At 53.6% G+C, this 19,045-nt stretch carries 20 protein-coding genes; 7 read left to right on the top strand and 13 right to left on the bottom strand.

The features are described from left to right. Positions 1-59: 59 nt before the first annotated feature. From AACH41_RS02920 to AACH41_RS02895, 6 genes are all read right to left on the bottom strand, one after another. On the bottom strand, positions 60-1,154 hold the full coding sequence (locus AACH41_RS02920) for a calcium:proton antiporter (protein WP_194749354.1): 1,095 nt from the start codon (positions 1,152-1,154) through the stop codon (positions 60-62). Positions 1,155-1,226: 72 nt separating this feature from the next. Beyond that, positions 1,227-2,111 (bottom strand): biotin/lipoyl-binding protein, encoded by an 885-nt coding sequence (locus AACH41_RS02915; protein WP_338656630.1) that lies wholly within the window; start codon positions 2,109-2,111, stop codon positions 1,227-1,229. Between the two features lie 11 nt (positions 2,112-2,122). Continuing rightward, positions 2,123-2,335: a DUF1656 domain-containing protein gene (locus AACH41_RS02910; RefSeq protein WP_275356702.1), complete on the bottom strand. Its 213-nt coding sequence runs from the start codon at positions 2,333-2,335 to the stop codon at positions 2,123-2,125. Positions 2,336-2,347: 12 nt separating this feature from the next. Further along, positions 2,348-4,519, bottom strand: coding sequence for an FUSC family protein (locus AACH41_RS02905; protein ID WP_338656627.1), 2,172 nt, complete (start codon positions 4,517-4,519; stop codon positions 2,348-2,350). Then, positions 4,497-5,984 (bottom strand): efflux transporter outer membrane subunit, encoded by a 1,488-nt coding sequence (locus AACH41_RS02900; RefSeq protein ID WP_338656626.1) that lies wholly within the window; start codon positions 5,982-5,984, stop codon positions 4,497-4,499. Before AACH41_RS02900 ends, AACH41_RS02905 begins: the two co-directional genes overlap by 23 nt. A 60-nt stretch (positions 5,985-6,044) precedes the next feature. Next, on the bottom strand, positions 6,045-6,548 hold the full coding sequence (locus AACH41_RS02895; protein WP_338656625.1) for a MarR family transcriptional regulator: 504 nt from the start codon (positions 6,546-6,548) through the stop codon (positions 6,045-6,047). 167 nt (positions 6,549-6,715) lie between these two features. Between AACH41_RS02895 and AACH41_RS02890 the strand changes: the two genes are divergently transcribed. Next, complete coding sequence (locus tag AACH41_RS02890; RefSeq protein WP_338656623.1) at positions 6,716-7,057, top strand: FlxA-like family protein; 342 nt, start codon at positions 6,716-6,718, stop codon at positions 7,055-7,057. A gap of 107 nt (positions 7,058-7,164) precedes the next feature. Here the strand turns inward: AACH41_RS02890 and AACH41_RS02885 are convergent, their stop codons facing one another. Both AACH41_RS02885 and AACH41_RS02880 read right to left on the bottom strand, forming a co-directional pair. After that, positions 7,165-8,208 (bottom strand): NAD(P)-dependent alcohol dehydrogenase, encoded by a 1,044-nt coding sequence (locus AACH41_RS02885; RefSeq protein ID WP_338656622.1) that lies wholly within the window; start codon positions 8,206-8,208, stop codon positions 7,165-7,167. 155 nt (positions 8,209-8,363) lie between these two features. Next, a complete protein-coding gene (locus AACH41_RS02880) occupies positions 8,364-9,329 on the bottom strand; it encodes an AraC family transcriptional regulator (protein WP_194749347.1) in 966 nt (321 codons plus the stop codon). A gap of 184 nt (positions 9,330-9,513) precedes the next feature. On the opposite strand from AACH41_RS02880, the gene AACH41_RS02875 reads away from it, so the two are divergent. From AACH41_RS02875 to AACH41_RS02855, 5 genes are all read left to right on the top strand, one after another. Then, a complete protein-coding gene (locus AACH41_RS02875; protein WP_338656619.1) occupies positions 9,514-11,451 on the top strand; it encodes an SMP-30/gluconolactonase/LRE family protein in 1,938 nt (645 codons plus the stop codon). Positions 11,452-11,598: 147 nt separating this feature from the next. Next, complete coding sequence (locus AACH41_RS02870) at positions 11,599-11,886, top strand: PsiF family protein (protein ID WP_194749345.1); 288 nt, start codon at positions 11,599-11,601, stop codon at positions 11,884-11,886. A 178-nt stretch (positions 11,887-12,064) separates the two neighbouring features. Further along, on the top strand, positions 12,065-12,937 hold the full coding sequence (locus AACH41_RS02865; protein ID WP_313987010.1) for a fatty acid desaturase: 873 nt from the start codon (positions 12,065-12,067) through the stop codon (positions 12,935-12,937). Beyond that, on the top strand, positions 12,938-13,801 hold the full coding sequence (locus tag AACH41_RS02860; protein ID WP_338656614.1) for a fatty acid desaturase: 864 nt from the start codon (positions 12,938-12,940) through the stop codon (positions 13,799-13,801). It abuts the gene before it with no gap. Between the two features lie 157 nt (positions 13,802-13,958). Then, positions 13,959-14,480 (top strand): superoxide dismutase family protein, encoded by a 522-nt coding sequence (locus tag AACH41_RS02855; protein ID WP_338656612.1) that lies wholly within the window; start codon positions 13,959-13,961, stop codon positions 14,478-14,480. Positions 14,481-14,556: 76 nt separating this feature from the next. On the opposite strand, the gene cyoE is transcribed toward AACH41_RS02855, so the two are convergent. Genes cyoE through AACH41_RS02835 form a run of 4 tightly spaced genes read right to left on the bottom strand, consistent with a single transcriptional unit; the run spans position 14,557 to position 17,792 of the window. Continuing rightward, a complete protein-coding gene (cyoE, locus tag AACH41_RS02850) occupies positions 14,557-15,453 on the bottom strand; it encodes a heme o synthase (RefSeq protein WP_194749343.1) in 897 nt (298 codons plus the stop codon). 18 nt (positions 15,454-15,471) lie between these two features. After that, positions 15,472-16,446 (bottom strand): COX15/CtaA family protein, encoded by a 975-nt coding sequence (locus AACH41_RS02845; RefSeq protein ID WP_338656609.1) that lies wholly within the window; start codon positions 16,444-16,446, stop codon positions 15,472-15,474. 3 nt (positions 16,447-16,449) lie between these two features. Beyond that, the gene (locus AACH41_RS02840) at positions 16,450-17,064 is read right to left on the bottom strand and encodes a hypothetical protein (protein WP_338656607.1); all 615 of its coding nucleotides are present in this window, start codon (positions 17,062-17,064) and stop codon (positions 16,450-16,452) included. 2 nt (positions 17,065-17,066) lie between these two features. Beyond that, positions 17,067-17,792 (bottom strand): SURF1 family protein, encoded by a 726-nt coding sequence (locus tag AACH41_RS02835; RefSeq protein ID WP_338656605.1) that lies wholly within the window; start codon positions 17,790-17,792, stop codon positions 17,067-17,069. Positions 17,793-17,841: 49 nt separating this feature from the next. Between AACH41_RS02835 and AACH41_RS02830 the strand changes: the two genes are divergently transcribed. Further along, the gene (locus AACH41_RS02830) at positions 17,842-18,042 is read left to right on the top strand and encodes a twin transmembrane helix small protein (protein ID WP_194749339.1); all 201 of its coding nucleotides are present in this window, start codon (positions 17,842-17,844) and stop codon (positions 18,040-18,042) included. 57 nt (positions 18,043-18,099) lie between these two features. On the opposite strand, the gene AACH41_RS02825 is transcribed toward AACH41_RS02830, so the two are convergent. After that, the gene (locus AACH41_RS02825; RefSeq protein ID WP_338656602.1) at positions 18,100-19,032 is read right to left on the bottom strand and encodes a cytochrome c oxidase subunit 3; all 933 of its coding nucleotides are present in this window, start codon (positions 19,030-19,032) and stop codon (positions 18,100-18,102) included. Between the last annotated feature and the right edge of the window lie 13 nt (positions 19,033-19,045).

The raw sequence follows: 19,045 nt of genomic DNA, 5'->3' as shown, positions 1-19,045 counted from the left end.
TCTTTTTTAACGGGAAATCACACACAGACCATCACATGCCCATCATCACAAGTCAATCATCACATGCCTAGGGATGCCAGCATGGCAAACGCCATAAACAAGACAAAATGCGTCATGCCTTCAATCGCATTGGTTTCACCATCATGCAGATTAATGGTGGCCACAATCAAAGTCAAAAACGTCATCACCATCTGCGTGGGCGACAAGCCGACAATCAGCTGCCTGTCCTCAATCAGCGCAATCGCTTCAATCACCGGCACCGTCAAAATTACGGTAGACAAGGTAGCCCCTAGCGCAATATTGACCACGGTTTGCATGCGGTCATTAACGGCAGCCTTTAAGGCGGTGAGCACTTCCGGGCTGGCCGCAATAATCGCAACCACGATCGCCGCCACAATCGGCGGCACGCCGCTGCCAGTCAGGCCCGCATCCATATGCAGGCTCATTTCTTCAGACAGAAAGCCGATGGTAACGATGCCGGCCAGGATGTAAAGAATGGAAAATTTGACATTGGTACTGATCACCGGCACAGGCTGGCCCTGTTCCAGCATGGCCTGGTGCTGGTCACGGTAGCTGAAATAATTGCGGTGCCGCCCGGTTTGCATTTTGAGAAACAGGGCATAAAACACACTCATGGTCACGATGGTGAACATGGAATACACGCGCCAGTGCTCAGGCGGCAAAAAAGCGGGCAAGGCCATCGAGATGCCCAGCGCGGTCATGATCATGACAATATAGGTATTGCCCGAGTTGACGTTGTACTCGACCTCGCCGTACTTGATGCCGCCGACAATGGCACACAAGCCGAGAATGCCGTTGATATCCAGCATCACCGCGGAGTAAATCGCATCTCTGGCCAAGGTGGTCGAGGAGGTATGGCTGAGCATCATGACAATAATCACCACTTCGATGATGACAGCGCTGATGGTAAGAATCATGGTGCCATAAGGCTCTTTGAGCCGTTCGGCGACATATTCCACCTGAAACGATAACTGAAAAGCCAGGTTGATAATCAGCAAGACAAACAGGACCGCAATGATGAGCGACTCAGGCTGCCCGAGCGTGATGACTTTGTCGGCTTGCGCCAGCGCCAGATAAGCGAGAATGGAAATGAGCAGGGACCACAGTCCCTGGGGCGGTTTTTCTTTAAGCATGCGCTTAGATTGTCATCAATGAGTTGTCATCTTAACAGAGCCGCGCCCTTCTGTTGCATGTTGCGCAATGCACTAGGGGTTGATGACCACCGAACACGTCATGCCTGCAACCAGCGTCAGGCCTGCCGGAATCTGATCCAGCCGGATACGCACCGGGATGCGTTGTGCCAGCCGCACCCAGTTAAAGGTCGGGTTGACATTGGCCAGCAGGCGCACGTCGGTAGGGTTGTCGCGGTCGGTAATGCCGTGGGCAATGCTTTCCACGTGCCCCTTGAGCGTGGTGTGGCTGCCCAGCAACTGCACGTCGGCTGCGTCACCCGGCTTGATCATGCTCAGTTTGTGTTCCTCAAAATATCCATAGACCCAGAACGAGTGCTGGTCGATGACTGCCAGCTTGGCCGCCCCGACCTGGGCAAAATCGCCGGGCCGAACCAGCAGGTTCGACACCCAGCCATCCACGGGGGAGCGCACCACGGTACGTTCCAGGTCCAGCTTGATTTTCTCGACCTGGGCGAGCGCGCCCTCATATTCTGCTTTGGCCGCCAACGCCCCCAAATCGGTATCTTCACGGTTCTCGCGAGAAATGACTTCATCATCCAGATGGGCCCGGCGTAAGGCTTGTTGCTGCTTCATCTCCCATAGCGATTTGCGCTGCTGGGCCACGGCCTTGGCTTCGGCCAGGGCATGCGCATAATGCAGGGGGTCTATGCGGAATAGCACATCGCCTTGATGCACATACTGGTTATCGTGCACTGGCACCGTCGTCACCAGCCCGGCCACATCCGGGGCAATATTCACCACATCGGCGCGCACGCGGCCATCCCGTGTCCATGGGTAGTCGGTATAACGCACCCACAACGTGTAAGCCAACCAGCCAGCCGCCACGGCAATGCCTAGCGTGATCCCTGCGCGTAGCACGCCTGTGGTGACTTTCATCCAGATACGTTGCGTTTGCATGTGTCTCCCTTTCAATACACCATTAAGCCAAACAGCGAAAACAAGCCAAAAAACAGCGCCACCCGAAACAGCGCCGGGTACCAGAGCCGCTCGTAAATCGCCCATGCGGCCAGCCATTGATCTAGCTGCCAGACCACCACGGCGGCGAGCAAAAAGGCGACGAACAACGTCGGCACATGTGCATCCAGAAATGTCAGTTCACGCGGAATCCATGCATGCCACATGTGTCGTCTCCTTCATAAGGACCTAGGGCTGAGCGCAGGCATTTCGGTGTCGATCACCAGCCGGACAAAATGTAACTGCGTTACCAGCTTTTGCACTTGCGTCGGCGACAAGCTCTGCGCATATTCACCGCCTTGCAACCAGACCAAAAAGTGATCCAGCCATTGCAAGACCTGTTGCTGATGTTTGCGGCTGGGCTGTTTGTAGTCGTGTGCGACCAGCAACAGTGTATGTTGCACTAATCGCTGCGGCTGCGCAGGCAACGCCACCGCCGCCGTGCGCAAGGCCAGTACGGCATGGCCCATCTCCAGCGCCGCACACAATGCCTCTGCGACGTGGACGCTGTCTGCCGCTTGTGGTCTATGCAGGTCGCCCGAGCGCTGGATCAGGTCGCGTGCCCGCATTTCAAACGCCGCCGCGGTCATGGTGGTATTCAGGCAAGCCTCCACCACTAGCCCGCGCAATTGCGCCAGCAAGCGGCGCCTGGCCCAGGGGCTGGCGGCATAGTCAGTCAGGCTGAACAGGATGGCGGACACCGCCAGCGCAATCATGAGTGCAATCGAATCATTGAAATATCTGACCGGCAGATCACCCAGCGCCTGGTTAAAGCCAACCATTAAAAAGTAGGCAATGCCCAGCCCAGCCCCGACAAGTGCGGTGGCAGGCCGGGCAATGAGCCAGGCCGTCAGCAAAATGGCCGGGGCAATCACGATGCACAACATGACGTAGTCGTGTGCCGCCGTCAGCCAGAACACATTGCTCAGGTAAACCAGCACAATGCCCAGTACCACGCCAAGCGTAAACTGGCGCAAGGTAGCCATCGGCGTCGGGCTGCCCGCAAACAAGGTGCTGGTAATCACCCCCAGGGTCATGGCCAGGATGCCGGAAGGCCAGTCTATGGTCATCCAGAGCACGGCCAGCACCAGCAAGGTGAGTGCGCCACGTGTCGCGGCAATTGCCACCGGCAACCAGTCAATATGCATTTGCAACTGCGCGGCTGCAAACTCGCGGCTGGCCACTTGCCGCTTGCGCGGATTGGCCACCAGCAACACATAGGTGTCCAGATAAGCGGCCAATTCGGCGGCCAGACGTTGCAACAACGCTGCCCCACTCTCGAATGTCAGCAGCTGTCCCTCAGGCAGAATCGACAAGGCCTGCCTCTGCCGCTGAAACGCGGTAGCAAACGCTTGCTGATACGCAGCAACGGCCTGTTGCAATTGCGTCAGCTCTGGCGCACTTATGGCGGGTTGTCCTTTACTCAACACCGCCGTCGCCAGGGGTTGCATCAACTCCTGCAAAGCCTCGGCATCATGCTTGCATCCACTGCGCTGCAGCCGCTGTTGCAGGCGCTGAAAGACGATGTAGGTGGTTGAAACCGCCATAAACTGCAGATTAAGCTGGTTAATCGTGGTGCTATGCACGCGCGCATCATCGGTTTCAAATTGCGCCGAAGCCCGGAAAGACTCCAGTTGATACAGGTCTTGCATAAACTTGAGCACGGGCTGATTCAGGCCAGCAGCTTCGCCCTGCCCAAGCAACAGACTGAAATCACGGAACTTGCCACGCACCACGGCCTGAATGGTTTCCCACAGGCGCTGCGGCAGCACCAGCTCGCTCACCAGGCTGGCACTAAGCAAGCCCACCCCGATTTCTGACATGCGCGTTGAGGCAATTTGAAAGGTGTGCCAGGGCGTCAGCGTGGCTGGCAAGCCGACAATACACAGTGTGTAACCGGCCAGCACAAAGCCATAAGATTGAAAGTTGCGGTAAACCAGCGATCCCGCCGTGCACAAGCCTATCCAAAGCGCAGCCGCGATAAAAAACGGGAACCGGTCCTGCGCAAAACTGGCTACCAGTAGCAATGAAAACAGGATACCAATGCCCGTGCCGATCAACCGGTAGTAACTCTTGGTGATTACCATGCCCGAGCGAAAATGCATGACGATCACCACCGTCAAGAGCGCCGTCGCCGGCTGGTCCATTTCCATTTTCAAAGCCAGCCATAAGGCCAGCCAAGAGGCGAGCAAATACTTGAACAAATATCCGATGAGCGGGAAATCCTGCCGGTACCAGTCTAGTCCGGCCTGTTGCGCACAGATGGCCAGCCACCGCCCCCCGTGGCCAAGTATTGCAATGCCAGCCGCCAGCGCGTGCCAACCTTGCCTAAGGGCGTGCCTGCGTTGCATGCGCCTCCTCCATCACGCCGCCACCCAAGGCCAGCATCAGTGCCGCATACGCCTCCAGGCGCGCGGCCTCCTGTTCGACCAGCACGTTTTTTTGCTGCAAGACCAGCAGATTGGTTTGCAGGCTCTCGACCCGGTTACTGAGTCCGGCGCGGTAGTTTTTCAGCGCCAGCCGATGGGTCTGCTCGCTCTTGTCCAGGGCTTGCCGGGTATTTGTCATTTCAGCCTCTACCGTTTGCATGACCGACAACTGGCTGGAGATGCGCTCAAGTGCCTTCAGCAGCGTGGCGTTGTAGTCCTCCACTGCCATGTCATATAAGGCCGTTTCGGCGGACAGATTGGCGCGTCGACGGCCGCCATCAAACAGCGGCAATGTCATGGCTGGGCCCAGATTACCCACCAGACCGGCACTGGAAAACAGACTCGCAAACGCAAGTCCCTGAAAGCCGACATAGCCCAGCAAATTGATATTCGGGTAAAACGCGGCTTTGGCACTCTGTATATGCTTCTGTGCCGCCTCCACCCGCCATCTGGCCGCTACCATATCCGGGCGACGGCCAACCAGGTTAGCGGGCAAGTGGTCAGGCAGGCCAACGCTGGCGGACAAATGCAAGGTCGGGCGGGTAATGCTTTCGCCCGCGCCAGGCCCCTCGCCGCTTAGTGCCGCCATCTGGTTTTTGAGCAAGGTCAGGTGCAAGTCTATCAATACCAGTTTGTTCTGCGCCGCTGGTAGCCTCGCCTCCAGACGACTCAGGGCGAGTTGGGTATTGAGTCCGGCCGCCAGGGCCTTTTGGGCAATAGCAATCTCGTGACGCAAATCGTCCAGCTCGTCTTGTGCCAGGTCGCGCCATTGATATTCGGCCGCAAGCTGGATCTCACTTTTGACTATCGCCGCCGTGAGCTCAATCTTGACCTGCTGCATTTCGGCGTCCGCCACCCGCGTTTCATCCAGTGCCGCCAGCCACGCCGATTTCTGCTGTTTCCACAGGTCCAGGTTGTAGGTCATGTCTACGGTCGCCTGGTTGTTCCAGTTAAAGCGACCTGCCCACGGCTTGGGGATAAAGCTCAACTCGGTAAACCGCTCGCGTGAAGAGCTGACTTTACCGCCAAGGTTGGGCAAGGTGGCGGCATGGGCCTGCTCGGCCATAGCGGTGGTTACGGCTATTCGTGCCGTCGCTTTTTTGAGGTCAGGATGGTCATGCAGACTTTTCTCAATCAGACGGTTGAGCTGTGCATCCCCATAGACATACCACCAGTGCTCGGTGGGCCACGCCATGACAGGCGCCTCCGAAATGGTTTTACCCAGCGCTAACTGATCCTGTAGCAGTGGCTGCGACACGGGCGCAATGCCTTGACTGCTGAGACATCCATTGAGCAACAGCGCCAAGAGCCAGACCGCACTGCGCGCAACCGGCCAGAGCTGACGCGGCGACAAAACAGTCAGTGTTGAGGTGAAAGGCAGAGACATAAAGTATGGCTATTAATAGTACGGCATCAAACTAAATAATTAAAAAAATGATGCCGCCGTTTATTTAATCAAATCGACGCGGCTGGCCAATGTCGCCAAATCCGCAATCAGGGTGTCTCTTTGTGCCTTGGCCAGGACGTTCATAAACTGGGTGACGCATTGCACATAGTCCGGCATGACTTCATCGAGTTTTTGTTGCCCAGCCACCGACAACCGGATCAGGAATTTGCGCCTGTCGCTGGTATCCATAAAGCGCGACACCAGGCCCTCACGCTCCAGCCCGTCAATGAAACCCGTCATGGTGGCCTTGGTCACGCCAGCTTTGTCGGCCAGTTCTGAAGGCGAAGAAGTCAGGTCATCCTGCCGCATCAGCAACACCAGTACCCACCAGCGTCCTTGCAGCAAGCCATGCCTGGCCAATAACGCATCCAGCGCCGTCGAAATATCCGACGCGGCGCGCAAAATACTGACAAAGTCAGAAATCGCTGTAATGTCTGTGCCAGGATAGCGGGTCACAAACTTTTCCAGGCTTTTGGAGGTGGGTAACTCTTTGAGCAGCAACATAGTACGGATCAGTATAGTATGGTGTCAAACAAATTGCAAGCTCGTCTATTCCAGGTGAATGCAGCTCAACAATAAAAGTGTGATTGCGCAGATTTTGAGGTCCCCGCCTCAAGTCTGCCCTGCTGCTGTCGTAATTAAATTGTAGACAATACTTTTATGAGCATGCCATGTCCATTTCTATTTCGATGTCCGCTGTGAGCACTCAAATGACCAGTACAGCCAGCACGAGCGGCAGCAGCCAGTCGGCCATAGAAGCACTGCAGAAAAAGCTGACCTCTCTGCAAAAAGACCTGAAGGAAGTGATTAATACGCAATCGAAAGAAGGGCAGGCCAAAGCCAAGCTCATCCAATTGCAAATCGAGGCGACGCAAGCACAACTGGACCAACTTATCCGGCAAAAACAGGAAACGGCAGAAAAGCAGAAGCAGACAGAAGGCTCGTCAACGTTCAACCAGAACAATCAGGCGCCTGCCAAGCAGAAACTCTCAATGATAGACGAATATGTTTAAACTGTTTTCGGCCCTCAGCTTTGGTGGTCGGGCCTGGCATTACCTATAAAAAAGCCCTGTTCATTTCAACAGGGCTTTTTTATCGCCAGACGGCAAGTACTCACCGCTTAAGCTTTCATGGAATTGATATCAATCACAAAACGATATTTCACATCACTCTTGAGCATGCGCTCGTAAGCATCATTGATATAGTTGGCATCGATCATCTCGACATCGCTGACGATGTTATGTTTGCCACAGAAATCCAGCATTTCCTGGGTTTCGGCAATGCCGCCTATCAGTGACCCGGCGACATGACGGCGTTGCGTGATCAGGTTGGCGCCATGGACGTCAACCGGGTCCAGCGGACCGACCAGCACGATGGTTTTATCCCGCTTGAGCAGGCCAATGTAAGGGTTCAGGTCATGGGCAACCGGCACCGTGTCAATAATCAAATCAAAACTGGAAGCATGCTTGGCCAGGTCTTCGGCTTGTGTGGAGATCAGCACCTCATGCGCCCCCAGCTTGGTCGCATCAGCCGCCTTGCTGGCCGAAGTGGTGATCATCACCACATGCGCGCCCATCGCGGCCGCCAATTTAACCCCCATATGCCCCAAGCCGCCCAGGCCGACAATGCCGACTTTCTGGCCGGGCTGCACCTGCCAGTGTTTCAATGGCGAATACAAGGTAATGCCGGCACAGAGCAAGGGAGCCACGGCTTTGGTATCCAGGTTTTCCGGCACGCTGACCACAAAGTGTTCATCAACGGTAATCCGCTCGGCATAGCCACCAAAGGTCAGGCCGCCATGCTTGGGATCTTTGGCGTTGTAAGTGAATACCGTGTGGTCACAGTATTGCTCTTCGCCTTCATCGCAGGCCTCACAGTGACGGCACGAATCCACCATGCAACCGACCCCCACCAATTGCCCAGGCTTGAACTTGCTCACTTGCGGGCCGACCTGCCGCACGCGGCCGACAATTTCATGTCCTGGCACCATGGGATAAAGTGAACCGCCACCCCATTCATTGCGCGCCTGGTGAATATCCGAATGGCAAATCCCGCAGTACTCGATATCGATGAGCACATCGTTAGGACCGGGCTCCCGGCGGTCTATACTCATAGGGGCAACGGGCGAGGTTGCATTTTGTACGCCGTAGGCTGCAGTTTTCATCGCATCTCCATGTCTTTTTGTTCAACTAAATGTTCCGCGGCCAAAGTCGTCCGCAGTCTGATCAACAGTCTAAACAAGCGTACGTCATCCGGCTTGCCTGCTCTTCTCAAATCGTTGCCTATTCCTCTCGGATGTTTTGACAGGCCGCATAGACGCTATTGCTGAACGGTCACATAAGCATAGTCCCGTTGATTGCCAATAAATTCCCCTGGTGAAGTGATCAAGGCACTACGGACTGCACTCACCTCTTCCATCGGGCTGCGGCCAAACATGCGCTTGAACTCACGGCTAAACTGCGAAGCACTCTCATACCCCACCTTGGTCGCCGCCAGCGTGGCATTCATACCGTCTTGCACCATCAACAACCTGGCTTTGTGCAGCCGTGTTTTTTTCAAATACTGGATAGGTGAAGTGGCCGTGACATCGCGAAAGGCGGCATGAAACGACGGCACACTCATGGCAGAGACCGCCGCCAGAGTGTCCACATTGAGGGCGTTGGCATATTCGGCATGAATCAGGCGCAAGGCTTTGCTGATGCGGCCCAAATTGCTGTGCGTGCTATGCGCGGCCAGGATGGCAGAAGATTGCGCCGAGGTGAGCAGCCGATAATGAATCTCGCGGATAATCGCCTGGCCAAGCACGGCAGCCTCCGTTTTTGATTGCAGGCACTCCAGCAATCGCACCACCGCATTGGAGAGTTGTTTGTCCAACGCAGTAGAAATAATGCCGCTTTTGCCATTCACCTGCATCGGCGTTGTGTGCTCCAGACTCATTAATAACTCTGAGATCACCGATAAGTTGATACGGATAGAAATGGCCAGCAGTGGCTCGTCTGGGGAGGCGATGGTTTCGCTTTCAAACGGCAACGGCACGGACAGAATCAGAAACTGCTGCGGGTTATACTGGTAGACCTCACCGCCGAGGTAACCCACTTTTCTGCCCTGGCAGACGAACACAATACTGGGTTCGTAAAACACTGGGCTGCGTGCAATCGACCGGTTCCAGCGCATGAGTTTGACGCCATCGAGTGCGGTCAGGGTAAATCCCTCTTTTGGTGTCAGTGCCGAGAGCAGAGAAATAGTCCGTTCCTTATCGTGTGCATGCCAGCATTCATTATTCATAATATTCTCGGTTGATTGAATAATCAGGCATTGATATTACTACCAAATAGCAATAAGCAGCCTATCCAAAATAGGAATAGGCAATCATTTCATATTTTTAAACTTTGCAGGGCTTGCGCAAGTGCTTACACTGGCTGAGCTAGGTATATTGGTTTAAATATTTGTAGAGAAGAGGATATCCGTGATGAAAAAAAGATTAATCACCTGCCTGTTGGGCGCCGTGCTCGCGACAGCGGCGAATGCATCCTGGGCAGATATCAATGATGTACGTGCCAATTTAAACAAACTGCATCTGCCGGATGGCTTTCAGATTGATGTGTATGCCGAGGTGCCGGGGGCCCGCCAGATGGCGCTGGGCACCAATGGCAATGTGTATGTCGGTACACGTGGCAACCATGTGTATGCCGTCGTCGATAAAAACAAAGATCACAAGGCTGACCAGGTGGTCAGCATTCTGGACGATCTCAAGGTTGGCAATGGCGTCGCCATGGTGGATGGCCATTTATATGTCGCCGAGCAGCATCGCATCACACGCTATGCCGCCCCAGACTTTGACCTCACGCTGCCGTTTAAGGCCATGCGTGAAGTCGTGTATGAGCAACTGCCGGACAAGGCGCATCACGGTTGGCGCTATCTGGCGGTGGGGCCGGACAACAAGCTATATGTGACCATAGGCGCGCCATGCAATATCTGCGACCCGACAGGTCACGAGGCCTCAATTATCCGCATGAATGCCGATGGCAGTCATGTGGAAACGTTTGCCAAAGGCGTGCGTAACTCGGTCGGCATGGATTTTCAGCCAGACACCCAAACCCTGTTTTTCACTGACAATGGCGTCGATCTGCTCGGACCAGACATCCCGCATGACGAACTTAACGCAGCACCTAAAGCCGGGCTGCACTTTGGCTTTCCCTATTATGCAGGTGGCGATACACGCGATCCCAACTGGAAAAACAAAACGCCGCCCGCTGAGGTGACCAAGCCTGTTGCAGAATTCCAGGCGCACAGCGCCAATCTGGGCTTCAAGTTTTACACAGGCAAGCAATTCCCTGACGAGTATCAGGGCAATGCGGTGATTGCCCAGCATGGCTCGTGGAACCGCAAGGTGCCGGTTGGCTACCAGTTGGTGCGCGTGACTTTTGATGCTCAGCACCAGGTCAAGGAAACCAAGCCATTTATTGATGGCTGGCTCACCGCGGATGGCGAAGTCTGGGGCCGCCCGACGGATGTGTTACAGCTTGCGGATGGTTCGTTGCTGGTCTCGGACGATTACAATGGCGTGATTTACCGGGTGAGCTACACCGGCAAAGCAGATGCGTCAGGCGTGAACGCCAACACCGCCAACACACTGAGCGGATTCGCCATGCCTGAATCCGTTTTTGCCAGCCCGGACGGCACCCTATATGTGTCTGAAATCGGTGAATTTGGTAAAGCGGGCGATGGCAAAATCACGCGCATTGCGGCCGACGGCACGCGTACCGCACTGGCAGAAGGCCTGAATGACCCCAAAGGGCTGGATCTGTTTAACGGCCAACTGTATGTGGCGGATAATGATCGCGTGGTACGGATTGACACCAGCAACGGCAAGCAGACCGTAGTCGCTGCCGCCAGTGCCTTCCCACAAAAACCAGTGTTTCTGAACGATATCGAGATTGATGGCCTAGGCAATGTCTACGTCTCTGACAGTGGCGATGACAACGGCAAGGGCGCGGGGATTTTCAAACTCACGCCTGAGGGTAAGGTCACGCAAGTGCTCAAAGCCAATGCCGGGATCAAACGCCCCAATGGTTTGCTCATGGATGGCCCTAACCGTTTGCTGGTCGCAGACTTTGGCACAGGCAAATTGTTCAGTGTTCAACTGGGTGGCAGCAAGCCGGTAGTGACGCTACTGAACCAGGGCTTTGGCGGCGCAGATGGCCTGATCCGCGACGCCTACGGCATGCTGTATGTGAGTGACTGGGCGGGCGGCAACGTCTGGCAACTCAGTGACCCCAAAGCGACGCCGCAACGCATCATCCAGGGCTATCAGTCGGCAGCCGATATCAGCCTCTCCGCGGATGGCAAATCACTACTGATCCCCGACATGAAAGCCGGCTTGCTCTATCGTCTGCCCATTCATTAAATAGACGTCTCAGCGTCAGGCATAAAAGCCCGGGATCTCCCGGGCTTTTTTTATTCCCCAAGCCATGCGCTCTATGTCAAAATGCAACACACAGGCCCGCCGCTGGCAGCCTCAAACTCGAAAAATTTATTTTGTTTGGAGACGTCGATGAATAAACTGGTGATTGCTATGTTGCTGTCTTGTGTCTGTTTTTCTGTTCAGGCTGGCACGCAACAAGAAAAAATGAAAACCTGTAACGCCGATGCAAAAGCCAAGGCCTTGGCCGGCGATGAACGCAAAGCATTCATGAAACAATGCCTGTCCGCAGAGGGCGCCAGCTCAGGGTTGACCGCGCAACAGGAAAAAATGAAAACCTGTAACGCAGACGCTAAAACCAAAGCGCTCAAAGGCGATGAGCGTAAAGCATTTATGAAATCCTGCCTGTCCGCCAGTTAAGCGGCCACTTACAAAAAAAGCCTGTGTTTTACACAGGCTTTTTTGTTGCTTCTGCGATGCGCTAAACGTCGGCGCATGCCCCTGTTTGGCAAAATTCTGCCGCTGTAAGGCTTAAGTAAGTCATCCGCTGCATGATACGAGATTATTTTATCCGTGGATCATTGCTGAGGTTTGGCCCGTGCGCGTCAAAAAATCTCCTTACCTGTTCGCTTATAGTGCCTGGGATATCATCCCTGTCCTTGCCGGTTGCCTACATTTTCTGTTTTTTGCATGGATGATTTCCAGCTTTCATAGTTTGGCGCTGTGGCAAAAATGCGTGGTGGGACTGATCTATGCCTTTAGTATTTCGTGGAATGTGAATAGTGTTTCCCATAACTTTATTCACAACGCCTACTTCAAATCTGCCCTGCTCAACCGACTGTTCAGCCTGATGGAATCAGTCACCATGGGCTTCTCGCAAACCATGTATGACTATGTCCACCGGCAACATCACATCGGCAACAATGACCGCAAAGGTGCCGATGGCGAGACCATAGACTGGATCTCCATTTATCGTCATGGCGAGCATGGTCAAGCAGAGCATCCACTCAAATACTCGCTGCTGAGTTATTTCCGTGATGATCCCAAACGCATCTACGGTTTGATTAAAAAACATAGCCAGGCATTGGCTTATTTTGCGGTGTTTGAAGTCGTCGTGGTCACCTTGATGATCGTGGGCTTTTTGTTGTGGGATTGGCAATTCGGGCTGTTCTTCGTGTTCTTTTATTACCTGGGCCATTCGCTGACGGCCATGAATGGCTACTATGAGCACGCCGGCGCCAACCCGGACTTGCCAATTGCCTGGGGCGTCAGCTGCTACAACAAACTCTATAACTGGTTGTGGTTAAACAATGGCTATCACGCCGAACATCACTATCGGCCCAAGCATCACTGGACACAGATGCATGCCTTGCACACAGAAATTGCCGAGAAACAAAAACAAGCCGGGGTCAAGGTGATCCCTTGGCCACACCCGATTGGATTTATGATGGAATGGATGAAGGAACAATAAATGGCCGCCAAAAACAAGCCAGGCTTTCTATTTGCCTACTCTTACTGGGATGTGATCCCCGTTGTGTTCGGAATACTGCATTTTGCCTATTTGATTGGCATGTTTCTATGGTTTGACCGCCTGCCCTGGTACGCCAATGTACTACTGGGGCTGGTCTACGCCATCAGCATTTCATGGAATATCAATGGCATCTCGCATAACTTCATCCACAACCCCTACTTCAAGTCTGAGTTCCTGAACCGGATATTCAGCCTGCTGGAGTCTGTGACCATGGTCTTCTCGCAAACCTTTTATGATGCCGTGCATAAACGCCATCATATCGGTAACAGCGACCGGCCGGATGCCAATGGCAACACCATAGACTGGCTCTCAATTTACCGCTATGGCAACAACGGAGAGCCTGAGAATGTCTGGGCGTATACCTTCAAAAGTTATTTCAGGGACGACCCGGCGGAAATCTACCGGGAAATTAAAAAACGTAATCCTGGCCTGGCGCGCTTTGGTGTGTTTGAAATCCTCTGCTCCATCCTGCTGGTGCTGGTCGGCTTTGTGCTGAACTGGAAATTCATGCTGTTTATGGTGCCGTTTTATTATCTTGGCCACTGCCTGTCTTCGCTCAACGGCTGGTATGAGCACTGGCGCGGCAATCCTGAGCTGCCGATTGCCTGGGGAGTCAGCAGCTACAGCAAGCTTTACAACCTGATCTGGTTTAACAATGGCTATCATGCCGAGCACCATTACCGTCCCAAGCACCACTGGACCAAAATGCATGAACTGCATTTGCAAATTGCTGACAAACAGAAAGAGGCCGGCGTGCATGTGATTACCTGGTCGCATGGCCTGGGCTTCTTGCAACCCAAGTAGTCGGATCACCCAGGCATCGTGGCATGGTGCTAGTCATCGTCATGGAAACTTTTGAAGCCTGGTGCCTGCTTTAAGGGTCTATGCCCGACTTTGCGACACCTGCCCTCGCCTGATGACAGCAATCTCTCGCTCAATGATTCATACCAAGGAGTATTTCATGCAAACCCTATCCCGCTTGCTGCTCAGCCTCTCGCCTTTTTTATTGGCCTCCTGCAGTCAAATACCTTTCATGCAGCAGACTTCTGCGCACGCCACGCTAGAAGCCAAATCCGACTCACAGGTCACCGGTGATGTAGACCTGATTCAACAGGGCACGAAAGTACTGTTGATTGCCCGTGTGGCTGGCTTGACGCCCAACTCCATACACGGCTTTCATATTCATGAGAAAGGCGATTGCTCTGCGGCGGATGCTTCGAGTGCAGGCGGGCACTTCAATCCCGATGCACATCCACATGCCTCGCAAGCAACGCCTAGCCATCATTTTGGCGACCTTCCTAACCTGAAAGCAGACAACACGGGCCATGCCATTTACCGCGCAACGCTGGAGAATGCCAGCCTGGCTGAAGGGGCACATGCACTGATTGGACATGCGATGATTCTTCATCGCGATGCCGACGATTATGTGACACAGCCAGCGGGCAATGCGGGACCAAGAATCGCGTGTGGCGTGATTAAATAACGGGCTAAAAGCACAGTGCCGATACGGGAGCTATCCGCATCGGCACTGTGGCTTTGATTTTAAACGCTGTTGTTTTTTAAATGAGGTAATGATCCAGTAACAGCGCGGCAAAAATCAGGCTCAAGTAGAGGATGGAATACTTGAAGGTGGTTTTAGCCAGCGCATCTGAATACTGTCGGTAGAGGCTGACCACATAATACATAAACACTGCATTGAGCAGCACGGCGGACAACAGGTAGAGCCAGCCACTCATGCCGAGCCCGTAAGGCATCAGCGACACCACCACCAGAATCACGGTATACAACACAATATGCAACAGTGTAAACCGCTCGCCATGGGTGACCGGTAACATGGGCATGCCAACTTTGGCGTACTCTTCGCGGCGATACAAGGCCAGCGCCCAAAAGTGCGGAGGCGTCCAGGCAAAAATAATCAAAAACATCACCAGCGACTCTGGCGAGACGGTATTGTTGACTGCTGCCCAACCCAGAATCGGCGGCATGGCGCCAGAAGCGCCGCCAATCACAATATTCATCGGGGTAGCGGGTTTGAGAAACACCGTGTAAATCACCGCATAGCCCACAAACGTGGCTAAGGTCAGCCACATGGTGAGCGGATTTACCCAGTAATAAAGGATGCTCAAGCCCACCCCACCCAGTACGCTGGCGAACAGCAAGGTCTCCATTTGCGATAACTGGCCGGTAGGCAATGGGCGTGCGCGCGTACGAGCCATCATGGCATCAATCTTGTACTCGATCAGGCAATTGAATGCCGCGGCAGCCCCAGATGCGAAAGCAATGCCCACCGTCGCCGCCACCAGCACAGTGACCGGCACCATGCCCGGCGTGGCCATAAACATGCCTATCATGGCGGTAAAGACGATCAGCGCAGTGACGCGCGGTTTACATAAGGCATAAAAGTGCCGCAAGCCCATTTTTGCAGCGGCCATGTGTGTGATCCATGCTGTTTGCATCGCATACTCCCCCTTGTTTTAATCTAATGAATGCTTCAATCTGGCATTAATGGCGACCAGGCATATTCCGAGCAGCGCAGCCCCGGCGTTATGCATGACCGCCAGCACTAACGGTAACTGCAAAATCAGGTTGGCAATCCCCAATGCAATCTGACCCAACACGAGCATCAGCAAGCAGGCAGGCAACCAACGCGGCATGGCTGATTGCCACAACAGCTTGACGCTGACCATGAGCCATACAAACACCAGCAGTGCCCCTAGCCGATGCACCCATTGGATGGCCGTTAATGCATTCAGGTGTAGCTGTCCGCCGTCCCGGCTTTCACCCAACGCCCGTGTCAAATGAAACGCCTCGCCCACATCCATGTCTGGCCACCAGGCACCATGGCAAGTGGGAAAGTCCGTACAGGCCAAGGCCGCATAATTACTGCTGGTCCAACCCCCAAGTAGCACCTGCAGTATCCAGACCAGCAAAGCCAGTTGCAACCAGCGCAATTGCCACGGCCTGATCGCGATGCGCTGGCTGACAACATGCCGGCATGCGATCCAGCTTAAGACAGCCAAGGTCGTCATGCCGCCCAGCAAATGTAAAGTCACTATCATGGGTTTCAGCAACAAAGTCACCGTCCACATACCTAGCAACGCTTGCAACACAATCAAGCCGATCAATCCCACCGAGAGCTGCCATGGGGTGTGCAAGAATTGCCTTTGCCTGTAAGCCAATACACCAAGCAGCAATACCAACAGGCCCAAGCTGCCAGCCAGATAGCGATGTGCCATTTCCTTCCAGGCTTTGGCATGTTGCAGTGGTTTATCCGGATAGGCCTGTTGCGCAGACGCGATCGCCGCCTCACTTTGCGGCACGGTGAGCGCACCATAACAACCCGGCCAGTCTGGGCAGCCCAAGCCGGCATCAGAGAGCCGGACATAAGCCCCTAGCACCACCACACAAAAGGCCACCATCGCCGCCAGCACACTTAAGCGTTTAAACATCGACTATCCAGCCCAAGAAGCTTTTAACAATTTGACCAAGTCCTTGCGTATCCACTTGGCTTCCATCTCTGGCCCGTACTGCATCATGATATTGCCGAGCGGATCAATAAAATACACGCGGTGGGCATCCAGCGTATTCTGTCCACCACCGCTTAATAGCCCACCCAATTCTGCAACTTGCTGCGTTTCTCCATTAATAATCAGCAAATCAGGATAACGTGCACGGATCGCTGTGGTATCGGCCTGTTGCGTGATGAGCACCCGTTGCACGCGGATCATGTCTTTATACAAGGAGACATAAATCTGCCTGAGGTCGTATAGCCGCTGCATACAAGCGCTGTCGCACTCCCGTGCGATAAACACCATGTTCCATTTGTCTTGCCAGAAGGTGGGCAGCGCTTGCTGCCTGTCGCTGACCCAGTGCGTCGCATGCGCAATCGAGACCGGCGGATGAATGAGCTGACCATGACTTTTACCGCTGGGTCGCCAGTCAAACTTGAACATCGCGACCACGACGAGCAGCGGCACTGTAAAAAATACCGCGAGCAGAAAAAATACCCTGCGGCCTTTGCGCTGCTGGATCGGGTCCAAAACCACCTCTGTCAACTGTTCCTGCATGATCAAGACCGCTTTTCTATCATTTGATAAAGACCAATCATAAAACTCGCCAAGGCAAACCCAAACCACTGATAGGCATAACTCATATGCTTTTCAATTTGCCCGCCAGGCACTTCCCATACTCTAACGAATCCGGCAGGCATTGCTGGATCTAGTTTGAGGATGACATTTGCAAACGAAAAAGGCACATGCTGCCGTAAATAGGAAAAATCGATTACAGGTTGCACCGGCTGCCAGCTTGAGCCCGCTTTATCCAACCGGAATCCGGTTTTGCTTTGTTGCCAGAACATCCCCCGGATGACTTGCTCTGCTTCAGGGGTCTGAATCTCGGGGATTTTTTGATGGTCTGCAAAACCGGGCACCCAACCACGATTCACCCAAATAAGATGCTTCTGGTCATGCAGTAAAAACGGTGTGATGACAGCAAATCCGGCCTGCCCTTGAACCACCTGGTTATCCAGAAAAAAACTGTATTGTGGTAGATAGCGGCCGCCGATCATCACTGTCTGCAAGTGCAGGGCCTCAACATGACTGGGAATATCCAGCGCTTGTGCGCGCAGCTCCACGGCATCGCCATGCGGTTTCAATGCCAGCATAATCGCCTGTTTTTGCTCAGCCTTATGCCACTGCCACAGGCCCAAGCGCAGACAACTCCAGATTGCCACCACCATCACAGCCACCACCATCCAGCGCAGACGAAAAACATAATTTCCCAAGGGTATTTGCATTTTTTTGCTTACAGCCCATAATGTCATCACGTTACCGAGAGATCACATCATGTTAATTAAAATTGCCACCATTTTGATACTGATCGTCATTATTGGCAGCCTGTTTTCTGCCCTGCTTTTTTTACTCAAAGACAAACGCGGATCAGACCGCACGGTTAAAGCACTTACCCTGCGTATTGGTCTGTCTATCTTCCTGTTTCTCGCACTGGTCATCGCCGCACATTTTGGCTACGTGGGCCATACGCTTTAATCCAGAACGATGGAATCACCAGACTAAAAAGGGCGCTGTTTGCGCCCTTTTTAACCGTCAGAGCATGTAAACAAAGATATACAAACCGAGCCAAACCACATCCACAAAGTGCCAATACCAAGCCACGCCTTCAAACCCGAAGTGGTGCTCGGGAGTAAAGTGACCGCGAATGCTGCGCAACCAGATCACAATCAGCATGAGGGTGCCAATGGTAACGTGAAAGCCATGGAAACCGGTTAACATGAAGAAGGTCGCACCATAGGCGCCAGACTTCAGCGTCAGCCCCATTTCTGTATAAGCGTGGTGATACTCGGCTACCTGGCAGCACAAGAAGGTCACCCCCAGTGCAATCGTCAGGAACAGCCCTACAATCAGTTGTTTGCGGTTATTTTTGATCAAGCCCCAGTGTGCCCAGGTAATGGTCGCACCAGAACTCAACAACAACAAGGTATTGATCAGTGGCAGGCCACTCCAAGTCATGGGGTGGAAGGCGGTGCTTGGTTGATAGGTCTCCCCCAGAACCGTTCCGCCAGGCCCCTGTGATGGCCAAGTACTTAAAAAGTCCTTGTAAGGCGTAATGTCTGGCGCGTAAGAAGCCAGATCAGGCACCGACAACACGCGCATATAAAACAATGCTCCGAAGAACGCCGCAAAAAAAGCCACCTCAGAGCAAATGAACACGATCATGCCAATACGGAAAGATTTGTCTTCCCATTTTTTATACTGGCCGGTGACACTTTCAGTGACAACTGTACTTAACCACTTGAACATCATGGCCAGCACAATCGCCAGGCCCAGGTACATCATGTACTTGCCCGGGGTAGCGAGGTAAGACAAGGCCGGATTTTTCATAGACCCATCCAGCCGCGTGTCCGAGCCGGTAACATTAAAGACAAAGCCACTCGCCATCGACAGCAACCCGACTGAAATCAATGCCGGGTAGATACTGCCGTGCGGGACAAAATAGTGATTTTCTGAATGACTAGCCATGCATTAACTCCCT

This window comes from Methylophilus sp. DW102, from assembly GCF_037076555.1.
Classification (GTDB): Bacteria; Pseudomonadota; Gammaproteobacteria; order Burkholderiales; family Methylophilaceae; genus Methylophilus; species Methylophilus glucosoxydans.
This window is presented reverse-complemented; position numbering and strand designations above follow the sequence as displayed.

What these genes read in the sequence shown, in the direction of transcription:
- AACH41_RS02920 (WP_194749354.1), bottom strand. Translation starts at nt 1,154, where the DNA reads ATGCTTAAAGAAAAACCGCCCCAGGGACTGTGGTCCCTGCTCATTTCC.
- AACH41_RS02915 (WP_338656630.1), bottom strand. Translation starts at nt 2,111, where the DNA reads ATGCAAACGCAACGTATCTGGATGAAAGTCACCACAGGCGTGCTACGC.
- AACH41_RS02910 (WP_275356702.1), bottom strand. Translation starts at nt 2,335, where the DNA reads ATGTGGCATGCATGGATTCCGCGTGAACTGACATTTCTGGATGCACAT.
- AACH41_RS02905 (WP_338656627.1), bottom strand. Translation starts at nt 4,519, where the DNA reads ATGCAACGCAGGCACGCCCTTAGGCAAGGTTGGCACGCGCTGGCGGCT.
- AACH41_RS02900 (WP_338656626.1), bottom strand. Translation starts at nt 5,984, where the DNA reads ATGTCTCTGCCTTTCACCTCAACACTGACTGTTTTGTCGCCGCGTCAG.
- AACH41_RS02895 (WP_338656625.1), bottom strand. Translation starts at nt 6,548, where the DNA reads ATGTTGCTGCTCAAAGAGTTACCCACCTCCAAAAGCCTGGAAAAGTTT.
- AACH41_RS02890 (WP_338656623.1), top strand. Translation starts at nt 6,716, where the DNA reads ATGTCCATTTCTATTTCGATGTCCGCTGTGAGCACTCAAATGACCAGT.
- AACH41_RS02885 (WP_338656622.1), bottom strand. Translation starts at nt 8,208, where the DNA reads ATGAAAACTGCAGCCTACGGCGTACAAAATGCAACCTCGCCCGTTGCC.
- AACH41_RS02880 (WP_194749347.1), bottom strand. Translation starts at nt 9,329, where the DNA reads ATGAATAATGAATGCTGGCATGCACACGATAAGGAACGGACTATTTCT.
- AACH41_RS02875 (WP_338656619.1), top strand. Translation starts at nt 9,514, where the DNA reads ATGAAAAAAAGATTAATCACCTGCCTGTTGGGCGCCGTGCTCGCGACA.
- AACH41_RS02870 (WP_194749345.1), top strand. Translation starts at nt 11,599, where the DNA reads ATGAATAAACTGGTGATTGCTATGTTGCTGTCTTGTGTCTGTTTTTCT.
- AACH41_RS02860 (WP_338656614.1), top strand. Translation starts at nt 12,938, where the DNA reads ATGGCCGCCAAAAACAAGCCAGGCTTTCTATTTGCCTACTCTTACTGG.
- AACH41_RS02855 (WP_338656612.1), top strand. Translation starts at nt 13,959, where the DNA reads ATGCAAACCCTATCCCGCTTGCTGCTCAGCCTCTCGCCTTTTTTATTG.
- cyoE (WP_194749343.1), bottom strand. Translation starts at nt 15,453, where the DNA reads ATGCAAACAGCATGGATCACACACATGGCCGCTGCAAAAATGGGCTTG.
- AACH41_RS02845 (WP_338656609.1), bottom strand. Translation starts at nt 16,446, where the DNA reads ATGTTTAAACGCTTAAGTGTGCTGGCGGCGATGGTGGCCTTTTGTGTG.
- AACH41_RS02840 (WP_338656607.1), bottom strand. Translation starts at nt 17,064, where the DNA reads ATGCAGGAACAGTTGACAGAGGTGGTTTTGGACCCGATCCAGCAGCGC.
- AACH41_RS02835 (WP_338656605.1), bottom strand. Translation starts at nt 17,792, where the DNA reads ATGCAAATACCCTTGGGAAATTATGTTTTTCGTCTGCGCTGGATGGTG.
- AACH41_RS02830 (WP_194749339.1), top strand. Translation starts at nt 17,842, where the DNA reads ATGTTAATTAAAATTGCCACCATTTTGATACTGATCGTCATTATTGGC.
- AACH41_RS02825 (WP_338656602.1), bottom strand. Translation starts at nt 19,032, where the DNA reads ATGGCTAGTCATTCAGAAAATCACTATTTTGTCCCGCACGGCAGTATC.